Genomic DNA, 14,830 nt, shown 5'->3' on the forward strand with positions numbered 1-14,830 from the left:
CCACCTTTTCGCTAAAATCTTAACTTTGGGATATAGTCGCAGTCCAAGCAAGCTATCCTGCTGATGCCCAAATTAATGAGATTTTACAGGAAAAACGAAAACAGATGGTGAAACGCGTACAGTTAGTTTTAAATCAGGATATCAGCAAGCTAGGCAAATCTGGCGACTTAGTAGAAGTAGCTCCCGGCTATGCTCGTAATTATCTGATTCCCCAAAAAAAGGCAACTCATGCCACCCCCGGCATTCTCAAGCAAGTAGAACGCCGGCGCGAGAAAGAACGTCAGCTGCAATTAGAACTCAGACAACAAGCTGAAGCGCAAAAAGTAGCTCTGGAAAAAGTTGGTAGCTTGAAAATTGCCAAGCAAGTTGGTGAAAATGAAGCTATTTTCGGTACAGTCACTACCCAAGATATTGCCGAGGCAATTCAGGCAGCTACCGGTCAAGAAGTTGATCGCCGTGGCATTACTATCCCCGATATCAACCACCTGGGTACATACAAAGCCGAAATTAAGCTGTTTTCTGACGTAGCAGCAGAAATCGAGATTGAAGTCGTCCCTAGCTAACTACTGTTTAGTTTGCTACCACAGATGAATCATTAGTGTTTATCTGTGGTATTTGCTTTTTAGGGAAATTTCTTGTTAACAAAATAGCCTTGGTAGCATCTTCAAGTCGATTTTGGACTATAAGGGTAATAGCGAAACCCTAATCCCCAATCCAAAATCGCAAATTTAAAATCGCTTATGGCTGAAGAACTGAGTTTTAAAGGCGATGGTAGCGAGCGCCTGCCACCCCAAAACATTGAGGCAGAAGAAGCGATTTTGGGGGGAATATTACTAGATCCAGAAGCGATCGGTCGAATTAGCGATCGCCTAACTCCAGAAGCTTTTTACATTAGCGCTCACAAAGAAATCTATCAAGCAGCGCTACGCCTTCACGCCCAAGGTAAACCCACAGACTTACTCGCAGTCACCAGTTGGCTAGCTGACAACGATAAACTTACCCGCATTGGCGGCAGAAATAAATTAGCAACTCTCGTAGACCGCACCGTTTCAGCCGTTAACATCGACGCCTTAGCAGGGTTAGTCATGGAAAAATACCTGCGTCGGCAGTTAATTAAAGCTGGCGGTGAAATCGTTCATCTCGGTTACGAAACAGAAACCGAATTGCCAATTGTCCTCGACCAAGCAGAACAGAAAGTTTTTGGAGTCACCCAAGAACGTCCCCAATCAGGCTTAGTTCACATTGCCGATACCCTGATTAATAATTTCCAAGATATTGAAGCTCGAAATCAAGGTATCGCCTTGCCGGGTATTCCCTGCGGCTTTTATGATTTAGATGCCAATACCGGCGGCTTTCAGCGTTCTGATTTGATTATCGTTGCTGCTAGGCCATCAATGGGGAAAACGGCCTTCTGCTTGAACATCGCTCATAACATTGCTGCTGGTTATAAATTACCAGTTGCTATTTTTAGTTTAGAAATGTCAAAAGAGCAATTGGTGCAACGTTTATTAGCTAGCGAGGCGCAAATTGAAAGTAGTTATCTCCGGAGTGGACGACTTAGCCAATCTCAGTGGGAACCGTTAAGCCGTGCTATTGGTATGCTCTCAGAAATGCCAATTTATATTGATGACACAGCGAATATTACAGTTAACCAAATGCGTAGTCAAGCGCGGCGACTGCAAGCAGAACAGAATATGCAATTAGGATTAATCGTGATAGATTACTTGCAATTAATGGAAGGAGCAGGTGATAATCGCGTTCAAGAATTATCAAAAATTACGCGTCAACTCAAAGGTTTAGCGCGTGAATTATCTGTACCAATTATTGCCCTATCTCAGTTGAGTCGAGCAGTGGAAGCACGCACCAATAAACGCCCGATCTTATCTGATTTGCGCGAATCTGGTTGTTTAACAGGCGATACTTTAGTAACAATTGCAAGTAGTGGAAAACGAGTTCCAATTAAAGAGTTGGTAGGTAAATCTGGTTTTGAAGTCTGGGCATTGAATGAAGAAACATTAAAGCTTGAAACTGCTACTGTAAATCATGCTTTTTCAACTGGTAAAAAACCTGTCTTTCAGCTTAAAACTCGTCTAGGTCGCTCTATTAGAGCTACTGGAAATCACAAATTCTTAACTATCAAAGGGTGGAAGCGACTAGATGAATTAAAAGAAGGTAACAGGTTAGCAATTCCTCGGCATATTGGCAGTTCTGCTTGTCAAACAATGACTCATCCCCAATTAGCACTTCTTGGACATTTGATTGGAGATGGATGTACTTTACCTCGTCATGCCATCCAATACACAACGAGAGAAGAGGATTTGGCTAACATAGTTACCTCTCTTTCTCTTGAAGTATTTGGTGGTGCTATCTCCCCACGGGTTAACAAAGAAAGAAACTGGTATCAGGTTTATCTTGCTTCCAGTCTACCTCTGGGTCGTAATACTAGAAATCCAGTTGCTCAATGGCTAGATTCTATGGACGCATTTGGCTTGAGGTCTTACGAAAAATTTATCCCAGTACCAGTTTTTGAACAACCCCAAGAAGCAATTGCTCTTTTCCTGCGCCATCTATGGAGTACGGATGGTTCTATTAAGCTAGTTTCAGGTAAAAGGTTACGTCCTATTGCCTACTATGCCAGCAGTAGTGAGAAGTTAGCAGCAGATGTACAATCGCTTCTGTTAAGGCTTGGCATTAACGCTCGGTTAAAAATGGTTCCACAATCTGGAAAAGGTCGAAATCAGTACCACGTAGTCATAACAGGTAAATCTGATATCGAATTATTTGCCCAACAAATTGGTGCTATAGGAAGCTATAAGTGCCAGTCCATGCAAGAAATTGTGGAGCATATTAAAACTTGTGTTGCTAATACTAATAGAGATGTAATACCAACAGAGGTTTGGAAGATGTACGCTATTCCCGCAATGCAGTTAGCTGGTATTACAACACGACAAATGCAAGCTGCTATTGGAACAGCATATTGTGGCACAACTCTTTATAAGTGCAACTTAAGTCGAGAACGTGCTTTAAGAGTAGCAGAAGCTGTCCAATCAAATGATATGGCTATCTTATCTAACAGCGATATTTACTGGGATGAAATTATCTCAATCGAGCCTGATGGTGAAGAAGAAGTTTACGATTTAACAGTTCCTAGCTTGCATAATTTTATTGCGAATAACATCATAGTCCATAACTCAATAGAACAAGATGCGGACTTAGTAATTATGTTGTACCGCGATGAATATTACACACCAGATACACCCGAACGCGGAATTGCAGAAGTAAATGTGGTTAAACACCGTAACGGTCCGACAGGAATAGTTAAACTTTTATTCGATCCACAGTTTACAAAGTTCAAAAACTTAGCCAAACCAAATCATTATTAAAGCAATAATGGGTAATTGGTAATTGGTAATGGGTAATGGGTAATTGGTAATTGGTAATTGGTAATTGGTAATTGGTAATTGGTAATTAGACAAAACTACTACCCATTACCGATTACCCATTACCGAAATTTATTTGATGTTTAGCAATTCGACATCAAAAACCAGGGTAGCGTGGGGTGGAATTACATTACCAGCACCACGAGCACCATAACCTAACTCTGAGGGGATAATTAACTGACGGCGATCGCCAATTTTCATCGTGCTCAGACCTTCATCCCAGCCCTTGATCACCTGTCCGATACCGATTTTAAACTCGAAGGGTTGGCCGCGATCGCGTGAACTATCAAACTTAGTACCATCTTCTAGAGTACCAACGTAGTGAACCACAACCGTTTGTCCTTTTTGAGGAGTCGCTCCCGTCCCCTTTGCTAACTCAACATACTTCAATCCAGAAGGGGTAGTGACGACATTCGCATCAGACATAATCTTGCTCGCTATCAGGGTATTGTTTTCATTAACAGTAGTGACCGCTGGTGGCGTTTGGGTCAACTTAGCAGCAATAGCACTATCCTGTTTACCGCCAACTTGCGCCACCACCAAAGCCACAACACAAACCAGCATGAACGCCACGCTGAGTAAAATTGATTTCAAAATCAGCCCTCTCTACTTAGGTAGTAAGGTAATACTATTACCAACAGGACACATTTTAGTTTAAATCACAAAGGACATTTCAACGCCAAAGCTTGTTTTCTAAATCGCGCACTTGACGCTCTAAACGGTCAATTCTCCCCCGCAGCTCATCCACCTCAGACTGGCGAGCAACCCCCAAATCCTGCATCATATTCCGCATTTGCCGCTGCATTTGCTCTTCCCAAGTTCCTTGCTCCGACTTTAACTGCTGTGCAATGTCATCCATTACCGCCTTGGCTTGCTCAGGATTCAGCTTCCCATCCTTGACCAATTCATCACCCACTTGGCGCAGTTTGTCTGCAACCAAAGACGTTGTGCCAATACCCAGCATCATTAGCTGCTGCAACCAGTTGTTGCTGTCCATACTCCCTTCCTCTTACTTGTTGCCAACCAGCGGACCTTTGCTCATCAATCTACCCGATCAGGCTATGCTGGAAGCGTGGTTATTCTAGCCTACAAATCTATTCTGGCAAATTTGGGAACACAAGGAATAAAACTGCGTGGTAATTGAACTACTCAAATTTAAAATTGCCCCCGAACAGCGGGAAAAGTTTATCCAGAATGATGCAGAAATTTGGACAACAGCACCGGCTTCCTCCTCCCGGACTCCTGGGTAAAATAGCTACCAACCTTCAATCAGGAAAAAAATGAGCATGAACCAGCCTGAGATCATCATCATTGCTGCTCTAGCTGCGTCAAATCGAGTCATCGGCAAAAATGGCAAGTTGCCTTGGAGCATTCCCGCCGATTCTCAGAGATTTCAGAATTTAATCATCGGTCACGCCATAATCATGGGTCGAAAAACTTGGGAATATGACCTTGAAAAGCGCCCAGCAATGGAGTGCTTCAATGTAGTTATTTCTGCCTCCACACCTGAAGATGAAATTGCCGAATTACAGCTTCAATACCCGTCTAATTTACTATTTGTAACTTCGATTCAAGAAGCCTTGCAGAAAGTCAGCCATCATCAACAGGCTTTTATTGTAGGCGGTGCTTTTATTTATAGCCAAGCATTGAATTTAGCAGATACCTGGGAACTCACTTTAGTAGAAGGAGATTTTGAAGGTGATACCTTCTTCCCTGAATATGAATTCCTGATTGGTAATCAGTTTGAAATGGTAAACCAAGAACCTCACCCAGGCTATAGATTTGAAACTTACAAACGAATTATTTAGAACCTCAGACAAGCAAAAATTTCCCCATACCTGATTAGGAAAAAATACCCCACATATAACCGTAGAACAGGCGTCTCGCCTGTTTTAGTTTTATGGCAGGCAAGACTTCGGCTTCGCTCAGTCGAACGATGCCCGCCCTACATGATTATTTAATAACTCTGAAAGAAGAATAATCAACTAAAGCAAGTACTTAGTTATACTCATAGTTACAAAATTAGCAGATGCGAGTATTATGCTTGACTGGTTATTGGTTTGGGGAGTTACTCAGGCTGTTGGATTTGTTTTTAAGCCCATTTTAGAAGACTTAGCCAAAGATGCCGCTAAAGATTGGGCTAAAGATTTATTAAAAAGCTCACTCAACAATGTTTTACTACCTAAAAAAGAACCGATAGAAATTGCTGCGGGTAAAGCACTGAAAGAATTTTTGCAACTAGTACAGCAGCAGTTAGAAGTTGCAGATATTCCCGAAGCAGAATTAAAAAACTACACCAAACCCTTAAAGCAATTTCTCAAAGATAAATCTGTTCAAGAGGTATTGGGAAGCGCCTTTAAAGAAGACTGCCAAAATATAGATAATGGCAAATTAGCAACTATCTGGAATCAGCTTAACTTATTACCACTGCCAGAAGATTTTAACTGGAAACAAGTTTCTAAGCCGTACCTCAGCAAAGTTAAAGCGATTATCCGGGAATCAGATGGTTTACGCGCTATACTAGATTCCCAAAACTTAGAAGCAATTCAGCAAAACACTCAGGCAATTGCTGGAATAATACCTAATTTTGACTTAGAGAAATATCAAGAAGGAATTAAAGAGTGCTACAGCAACATCAAATTAGATAGTTTAGATACAAGCGGTGCTGCATATAACGAACTGAAATTATGGCGAATCTTCGTCGCTCAAAATGTGCGCGAAATCCGCGAATTATTACCACAAGTCCACGAAATACCCAAAGAACATCAAAAACGCCTGCGAGAAAGTGACCAATTAGAAGCAGAAATTAAGTTAGAAGAATTAGAACGACACAAACGAGTTTATTCTGAACAACCAATCCGCCAAGTTTTAGATATTGTTAATTAGAAGCAAAGTTATAAATATATAGTAATTTTGGGAGATCCCGGTTCAGGGAAATCTACCTTGTTGCAATTCCTAGCTTTGAATTGGGCAGAATCGCCTCTCAATAATGTAATTTCTCAGCCAATACCCTTATTAATCGAATTACGCACTTATATGCGAAATCGAGAAGAGGGACATTGTAAAAACTTCCTGGAATTTTTCCATCATAGTTCTGGTGCAATTCATCATCTCAATCAACATCAATTACATGAACAGCTAAAAATTGGTAACGCTTTGGTGATGTTTGACGGCTTAGACGAAGTTTTTGATCCAGGGAAGCGAGAAGATGTAATTACAGCTATTCATCGCTTTACTAATGAATATCCTAATGTGCGGGTAATTGTGACTTCTCGCATCATCGGCTACAAACCACAACGGTTGCGAGATGCCGAGTTTAGCCACTTCATGCTGCAAGATTTAGAAACAGAACAAATTAAAGATTTTATCACCAACTGGCATAATTTAACTTTTACTGATGAAGTAGATAAAATAAAGAAACGCGAGCGATTGCAAAGGGCAATTGATACCTCAAAATCTATTAGAGAACTGGCGGGAAATCCCTTGTTACTAACTATGATGGCGATTCTAAATCGTCACCAAGAATTACCAAGAGATAGACCAGAACTTTATAACCAAGCATCGCGGGTACTGCTGCATCAATGGGATGTGGAACGCACTTTGGTAGAAGATGCGAGAATAGATTCAAAAATTATTGATTACAAAGATAAACAAGCAATGCTGCGTCAGGTTGCCTACCACATGCAGGCAAATGATCAAGGGTTATCTGGTAACTTAATTAGTGACAGTGATTTAGAAAGGGTTCTGATTAATTCTCTAAAAGTCCTAGAATTTGATAAACCCAGAGAAGTTGCAAGGGTAATGATTAACCAATTACGAACTCGCAACTTTATTTTGTGTTCTGTTGGTGCAAATTACTATGCTTTTGTTCATCGGACATTTTTAGAATATTTCTGTGGTTGGGAGTTTGTTTGGCAGTTTAAAGAAACGCAAACGCTTTCAATTGCTGACCTTAAGCAAGAAGTTTTTGGCAAACATTGGCAAGATGAGTCTTGGCATGAAGTTTTGCGCTTGATTGCGGGAATGGTTGAGCCAAGATTTGCCGGGGAGATTATAGATTATTTAATAGGTCAAAACGGAGAAGAGCAAAAATTCATCAACTTATTTTTGGCGGCTGAGTGTCTTGTAGAAGTGAGAAATTGCCAAGCAATTAAGTCAACATCTGATAAATTACTTGAGAAGCTAAAAGATTTAACTAAATACGACCTCAATTACTATTATGAACCCTATGAAGATGACGAAGAAACTGAACTGGTTCAGGAAATTCGGACTCAAGCAATTACCGCAGTTGTAACCACTTGGAAAGATGACCCCAAGACAAAATCTTGGCTAAAACAACGCGTTACCTCTAATGATGAATTTGTGCGAATTACAGCAGTCCAAGAATTAGCGCGGGGTTTCCAAGACGACGCTGACACTTTACCCTTCCTCAAACAACTGGCCACCTCTGATGATAGCGATGTGCGAATTACAGCAGTCCATGAATTAGCGCGGGGTTTCAAAGATGACGCTGACACTTTACCCTTCCTCAAACAACTCGCTAACTCTGATGATGATGTGTTTGTGCGAAGTGCAGCAGTGGAAGAATTAGCGCGGGGTTTCCAAAATGATGCTGACACTTTACCCATCCTCAAACAACTCGCTAACTCTGATGATAATTGGTATGTGCGACTTAGAGCAGTGGAAGAATTAGCGCGGGGTTTTAAAGATGATGCTGACACTTTACCCATCCTCAAACAACGCGCTACCTCTGATGATGATAGCGATGTGCGAAGTGCAGCAGTGCAAGAATTAGCGCGGGGTTTCAAAGATGAGCCGGGAATGTTTGAATTATTCTACAACTGTGCTGTCAATGACCCCTTTGAGGGTAGTGATCGTTTTTTGAGCAACAACCCTCGGCGAGTTGCACTTGAGATAATTATCAAGCAATATCCCAAGCATCCCCGAACTCTAGAACTGTTGCGCGACAGGGCAGAAAATGACCCAGATGAGAAAGTCCGCGATTTTGCTAAAAAGAAATTGGCAGAATTAGACAGTTAAAATTAGAGAAAAAGCAGACTGTGAGGAATAAGCTGTTGCGCTTTTAAGAAAGCACATCAATGGCGGGCTTTTCGTCCCACCCCCACAAGAGTTGTATTAAATGATAGTATGCAAATTACAGAATTTTCAGCTTACATCTGTCAAGACAAGTAAAGTTTATGACGAAATAGTTGATTTTATTGCTACTGGCACTATTCCCCAACCTGTCATCATTTCTCAATTTTAAAAAGTAGCAAAAGAACATTTAGAAGATTTAGTTTACGGCTCTAAAAATAATGACATAACGAAAAAATAAGTAAGATTGAGACGACTTTTTTAACATATCAAGTCGTATATAAATCCCCCTAAATCACCATTTTCAAGGTGGACTTTCATAATTTCTTGCCCCCTTTTTAAGGGGGGTTGGGGGGATCTACACGATGTGGGTAAACTCTAGAAAACTTGTGTTTACACCGTAGCTTTTTTAAGGGGGGTTGGGGGAATCTAAAGCTTTTTGATATATTACCAACAAGTTTTAAAACGTATTTTAATAAAATTTTCTCGCTTGAAAATATATTTGATGCGTCGGGGGACGCATCCTACCTGTATTTTTTTTTATTTTCAAATAAAAATTTGGTTTGCAGTGAGCGATTTATCGGTTTTTACAGGCATTTTTAGGACTAAAGTCCTTACTACGAGCTTATTATTTTAATTTCATTATTTTGCTGACGGGATTCAAATGCTGACAGATATTGCAGCGGTGACAATATGCTTCAGCATCAGCGCTACAACGAATGAGCAAATTTAGCTAACTAACGTCCCAGTATCCAGGTAACAGCTAAAAAAGCGACGCCAAATGTAATGCTAAATAACCAATTATCGAGGCGTTGTTGGTTTTTTAGCTGTATTTGTAGCTTATGTCCTAGCTCTCTGCAATTGTGATCTATGTGTTCTCGCAGGCGCTCAACTTCTCCGCGTAGCTCCCACAGGGAATTATCTGCTGTAATACTGATACTCTCTACATTTGTTTTTATTTTTTGCAGCGCTTCTTTATCGGCTCTAACTTCTATTGTTAAATTAGACAATTCTGAGTTGATAGTTTCTAGGCGAGATCCAGTGTTCAGCAGTTGCTCTATATCTGATTGTAACTGTATAACTTGGTTGACTCTACTTTCTAGCTTTTGAGCTAATTCAGTTACTTCTTTTTTGTCTATTTCTACTTGAGATGCTAATTGATGGACTGATTTTAAATCTTGATTCAATTGCGTTTGAAACAGTGGTAAATTTTTATCAATTTCCGCTAGTTTTTCTTTAAAATCACTGATTTTGGCGCGAGCAGAATGTAATTCTTGCTGTAAATTATCTAAATTTTCTCGATTAGTGAGTTCAGATAATCTTCTGAGGGCATCATTATGAATGTCTTGAATTTCAAGATGCCATTGCTGAATATCTCTCTCAATGTCTTGAGTATGAGCAGCAATCCCCGCAATCTCTAATTTAATTAGATCCGCCTTATCTATTTGGACTTCTACTGCTGAATTTACTTGCTGGGTTTTCTTTAAAACCTCTTCAGCATAAATAATGCCTATGGTTATTTTATGAAATAAAGTTTTTATTTGCTCTACTATTTCGTTAGCTGTGCTTTTAATCATTTAAAAAGTTTCCTAATTTGTAAAACCATTTTTAAATTAAACTTCGTTCCTCTAAAAAGTAATCCAGCTAAGGACTGAAATGGACTAGTAGCATGTCAAGCTTATTGCTAATAAATAATATTAAATTGGTAATTTAGCTCAAAAAATATGCTCTCCATCGTATTGCTTGATGCAGAACCCTTGTAGGGGCGTTGCATGCAAAGTCTCTACATTCTTTCCCAGCAGACGTCTACTTGAGAGTGCTCAATAATCTCAAGTAGCAAGCAAACAAGCGCTGTCTTCGACTAAGTTGCGAATATACTGTTAAATATTTCACCTGGATGTCCAAGAATTATGCACCAGATCCCAAAAATCTGATTTCTACGGAGTTATTTAGTGCTCAACACCGAAAATCTGTTTACTTGCTGACAAGAGGTGGAAAGCTGATAAAAAAAGGGGTTCAGAAATTTTGAATCAGGAAATTTTGAATTCCGCGAATCCCTTTTTGCTTGTAAATGGCTAGAATTAGAAGAATTACTTACCTATTGCCTTCAGGTTTTGGCTACTGTATCTTGTTCTCGTTGCCATCAACTCATTGACAGTCAGGCTATTACTTGCCCTCATTGCCGTATAACTCTCAAAGCTTATGGACATCCCGGCATTCCCTTGCATCGCGCTACTAAGGGCGGGTATCTGTGTGACAGTTGTACTTATCATGTTGATGATACCTGCAACTTTCCCCAACGTCCTTATGCCAAAGAATGTACTCTCTACCAAAATTTGGAAGAGAGCAAGTTAGAGTTGCAACAGCAGCATCATAGTAGCAGCTTTGGTGCAACTGTAAAAAGCTGGATTAAACGCCATCAGGCTTTACTGCTGCTACTAGGTTTATTATTGGTTTGTTTGCTGATTGCTCTGTCAAAATCTTGACCAAGATTGGGTAATTGGTAATTGGTAATTGGTAATTGGTAATTGGTAATTGGTAATTGGTAATTGGTAATTGGTAATTGGTAATTGGAGGAGACGAGAAAGAGACTTTTTTAACGATCGCTCTTTGTCTCTTTTGTCTCCCTGCACCCTGCTACCAGTCTCCAGTAACGAGCGAAATAGTTAAACTGTGGTGATTTCCGGTGTTTCTAGAGTAGATTCAACCACCTTGGGGATTACTTGTTCGTTAAACACGTCTAAGTCGAACCAAAAAGTGGTGCCGACGCCGACTTCACTCACCAAATTAACTTTACTGTGATGTCTGTCGATGATATTTCTGACAATCGATAGACCTAAACCAGTGCCTTCCAGGGTGTGAACTCGATTTTCTACGCGGAAGAAGCGGTCAAAAATTGACTGCTGGTCTTCTGGAGCAATGCCAATTCCCGTGTCGGCGATTTCAATGCGTACAATTGATGACTGATTGTGTTCGCTGGGTTTGGGATCTAGCTGGTAGGCGCGAATCGCTACTTTGCCTCCTGCCTGGGTGAATTTGAGAGAATTCCCAATCAGATTACCGAATACTTGCACCAATAAATCATAATTACCGACGACTAGGGGCAAGTTAGGGGCAAGTTCTTGAATAAGTTCAATGCCTTTATCTTTAGCATTGAGTTGGTAAGTTCGTAGTGTTTGCTCGATTGCTTGGGACAAATCCACGCCATCGAAGCTGTAGTTGCGACCAGATTCGAGTTTTGATAAATCCAAAACATCGTTAACTAAGCGGGTTAGGCGGTCAGTTTCATGGTTGACGGTTTGGAGAAATTCCTGCCGTTCTTCTACACGCAAGTCTTCGCCGTAATCGTGCAGGGTTTCGATATAGGTTTTGATGTTAAATAATGGCGTTCGTAGTTCGTGAGAAACGTTGCTGATAAATTGGCTTTTTGCCTCGTTTAGTTCGACCTCGCGGGTTATATCTTGAACGGTGATGGCAATGCCTTTGATACTTTCTCGTTGGAGATTGAGTACTGTAGTCAAGAGAATGCGGAGTGTGCGCTTGGCTGGTAGGTTAATGGGGATGCGGAACTCGGCGCTTTCGCGATCGCCTGCTGCCATCTCATATAATGGGCGGGTGATTTCCATTTGCACTGATGGGGGCAAGTGATACAACACATTGCTACCCACCACGTCCTCCCCTTCCCAGCCAAAAATTCGCCGCGCTGTGGGGTTGACTAAAATCACTTGCATATTATTGTCGATCAGTACGGCACCATCGGCGATGGTGGAAACTAAAGTTTCTAACTTGGCTTTTTCTGCGGTAATTTCCTCAATATTTTGCTCGTCATAACTTTCCAACCGCTGGGCCATGTCATTAAAGCTTAAAATCAACTCTCCTAGTTCGCCCCCTAGGGGTAAGTCAATTCGCTGCTGGAAATTGCCGGCAGCAATTTGTTTGACTCCCACCAGTAGTTCTTTAATCGGTTTGGTGATCGTCAAAGCGTTAATTACTCCTGCCAAAATCACCATTACCCAAATCGTGATGAAAACGGCGATCGTCACATCACGGGTGAAATTGGTGGAGATGACTGCTGTCTGGTTGGGGTTGATGCCGATCGCCAACACACCTAAATATTTTTTATCGACGATTAGGGGCACAAACACATCGGTAACTACCCCATCTGGGGTCATGTGTTGCCGTACCATTGGCTTTTCCCCATCACCGGGGTAATCTTCTGGCAGTTGTATCCGCCGCTCAATAGTTAGGGAATTTTCTACTTCCGCTTCCCAAAAAGGAATTCCAAAAAATATTTTTCCTGTTTGATCAGCGTAGAGCATATAACGCACGCTTGAGGTGCTGCTGTAGAAACGTTGGGAAAATTGGGACACTTCGCTGAGATTGTTGTTAGCAATTAGCGGGGCCACATTGGCAGCTAGCAGCAGTCCCAGGTCACGACCAAAGCGGGTGTCATTCAGACGTGCATCCTGCTGAATTGTATTCACCGCCCAGAAAGTCAGACCGCTCATCACCAACGAAACTACTAAAGTGGCGACAGCCAAAAGCTTGGTTTGGAGGGTAAACTCCGACCACCAATTGGCGAGTGTTTTCGACACGCCTTTGGCGAAGGCTTCTCGGATTGTTGTTAAAAAAGCTAGCATCTTGAATAAAGTTGTTAGTAGTTTTTTTTGTCAACCCCAACAACTAAAAAATTAACAGTTAATTTGATAAATATGTTAGGGGGGAGATCAAGAGATGGGGAGATTGGGAGATGGGATAACTACTAACTGCTAACTCAGCACTCCCCACGCAGCACTCAATACTCCCCCGCTCAGGACTCAGGACTTAAGACTTAAGACTCTGTAACCGATATCTCTACGGTAATACATCCCCTCAAACTGAATATATTTGATTCCAGCATAAGCTTGTGCGATCGCTTGCTCAAAATTTTCGCCAGTTCCCGTGACATTTAAAACTCTGCCCCCATCTGTCACTGCTTGGTGTTGCTGGTTTAACTTCGTGCCAGCATGAAATACAGTTGCGCCTGCGGCCTCTGCCTCTTTAATGCCAGTAATCACCTTACCTTTCTCGTATTCCCCAGGATAACCGCCTGAAGCAGCAACCACAGTGGCAGCAGCCCCCCCTTTCCAAGCAATCGGCGGCATTTCTCCTAAACGTTGTTGAACACAGGCCAAAATTAAATCTTCTAGGGGTGTTGCCAATAGCGGTAGAATCACTTGCGTTTCCGGATCGCCAAAACGACAGTTAAATTCCAAAACTTTAAATTCGCCATTGGGTGCAATCATCAACCCAGCATACAATACCCCTCTGTAGTCAATGCCCCTAGTTCTTAAAGTAGCGATCGCTCTTTCTAATACTTCTGTTTGCACACGTGCCATCAACTCAGGTGTCGCAATGGGCGCTGGGGCATAAACTCCCATCCCACCAGTATTTTCTCCCGTATCGCCCTCACCAATCCGTTTATGATCTTGAGCAGGCAACAAAGGTCGAATTGTTAACCCATCAGTCAGGGCTAAAACCGAAACCTCTTGCCCAATCAAACATTCTTCAATAACGACAAAATTTCCTGCACTGCCAAACTGCCCCTGAAAAATAGCATCAATCGCACTCTCTGCCTGTGCTAGGGTTTCGGCAACCGTCACACCCTTACCAGCAGCCAAGCCATCAGCCTTGACAACAATTGGCGCCCCCATAGCTTTCACATAAGACTTTGCTGCTGCTGCCTCCGTAAATACCGCCGCCCGTGCCGTCGGAATCCCCGCTTCCTGCATCAGGGCTTTAGCCCAAGCCTTACTCGCCTCAAGGAGCGCTCCTGCCCTCACTGGGCCAAATACCATCAGTCCTTGGCTTTGGAGATAGTCTGTAATTCCCTTTGCCAACGGCACCTCAGGCCCAACTACCACCAGAGAGATGCCATGTGCCAATGCAACTTGGCTGATGCCCTCAAAGTCATCTACCGCTAGGGGCAAGTTTTGGCAACGTTCCATGCTTGCCGTACCCCCATTTCCTGGCACACAGATAACTTGCTCAATTTGCTGAGATTGCAGCAGTTTCCATGCCAGAGCGTGTTCGCGCCCCCCGTTACCAACAACTAAAACTTTCACTTATTTCCTCGTGCGTCCCTTGCGAAACGAGAATGCCTTAGGGCTACTCGCGGATCAATTTTTTCATCAATCCTCCTGCTTATGCAAGCCCCGTCACCTTATTTCTAAGTTTAACCACGGCTGCTCCCACTAGCTGCCAGCTTTCGCTACTATATTTTATGCTGAATTTGCTTTTAGCATTGATCCCGGTAA

9 protein-coding genes and 1 pseudogene are annotated in these 14,830 nt (G+C 42.0%); 5 read left to right on the forward strand and 5 right to left on the reverse strand.

The features are described 5' to 3' along the window. Positions 1-104: 104 nt before the first annotated feature. Positions 105-563, forward strand: coding sequence for a 50S ribosomal protein L9 (gene rplI, locus CYLST_RS02125; RefSeq protein ID WP_015206053.1), 459 nt, complete (start codon positions 105-107; stop codon positions 561-563). Between the two features lie 177 nt (positions 564-740). Then, positions 741-3,383 carry a replicative DNA helicase gene (locus CYLST_RS02130; RefSeq protein ID WP_015206054.1) on the forward strand — a complete coding sequence of 881 codons (2,643 nt, stop codon included), beginning with the start codon at positions 741-743 and terminating at the stop codon, positions 3,381-3,383. Positions 3,384-3,512: 129 nt separating this feature from the next. On the opposite strand, the gene CYLST_RS02135 is transcribed toward CYLST_RS02130, so the two are convergent. Continuing rightward, positions 3,513-4,034: an FKBP-type peptidyl-prolyl cis-trans isomerase gene (locus tag CYLST_RS02135; protein WP_015206055.1), complete on the reverse strand. Its 522-nt coding sequence runs from the start codon at positions 4,032-4,034 to the stop codon at positions 3,513-3,515. A gap of 79 nt (positions 4,035-4,113) precedes the next feature. Continuing rightward, the gene (locus tag CYLST_RS02140; RefSeq protein ID WP_015206056.1) at positions 4,114-4,437 is read right to left on the reverse strand and encodes a phasin family protein; all 324 of its coding nucleotides are present in this window, start codon (positions 4,435-4,437) and stop codon (positions 4,114-4,116) included. 289 nt (positions 4,438-4,726) lie between these two features. Between CYLST_RS02140 and CYLST_RS02145 the strand changes: the two genes are divergently transcribed. Both CYLST_RS02145 and CYLST_RS02150 read left to right on the forward strand, forming a co-directional pair. Continuing rightward, entirely contained in the window at positions 4,727-5,248 is a 522-nt protein-coding gene (locus CYLST_RS02145; protein WP_157162511.1) for a dihydrofolate reductase, read from the forward strand. 232 nt (positions 5,249-5,480) lie between these two features. Next, positions 5,481-8,480 (forward strand): annotated as a pseudogene (locus CYLST_RS02150) (NACHT domain-containing protein). A gap of 791 nt (positions 8,481-9,271) precedes the next feature. Here CYLST_RS02150 and CYLST_RS02155 read toward each other — a convergent pair. Then, entirely contained in the window at positions 9,272-10,111 is an 840-nt protein-coding gene (locus CYLST_RS02155) for a hypothetical protein (protein WP_015206058.1), read from the reverse strand. Positions 10,112-10,648: 537 nt separating this feature from the next. Between CYLST_RS02155 and CYLST_RS02160 the strand changes: the two genes are divergently transcribed. Further along, positions 10,649-11,020: a zinc ribbon domain-containing protein gene (locus CYLST_RS02160; RefSeq protein ID WP_015206059.1), complete on the forward strand. Its 372-nt coding sequence runs from the start codon at positions 10,649-10,651 to the stop codon at positions 11,018-11,020. A gap of 180 nt (positions 11,021-11,200) precedes the next feature. Here CYLST_RS02160 and nblS read toward each other — a convergent pair whose 3' ends face one another. Both nblS and purD read right to left on the reverse strand, forming a co-directional pair. Next, positions 11,201-13,174, reverse strand: coding sequence for a two-component system sensor histidine kinase NblS (gene nblS, locus CYLST_RS02165; RefSeq protein ID WP_015206060.1), 1,974 nt, complete (start codon positions 13,172-13,174; stop codon positions 11,201-11,203). Between the two features lie 177 nt (positions 13,175-13,351). Further along, positions 13,352-14,638 carry a phosphoribosylamine--glycine ligase gene (gene purD / locus CYLST_RS02170; RefSeq protein ID WP_015206061.1) on the reverse strand — a complete coding sequence of 429 codons (1,287 nt, stop codon included), beginning with the start codon at positions 14,636-14,638 and terminating at the stop codon, positions 13,352-13,354. Positions 14,639-14,830 lie beyond the last annotated feature (192 nt).

The organism is Cylindrospermum stagnale PCC 7417 (assembly GCF_000317535.1).
GTDB classification, from domain to species: Bacteria; Cyanobacteriota; Cyanobacteriia; order Cyanobacteriales; family Nostocaceae; genus Cylindrospermum; species Cylindrospermum stagnale.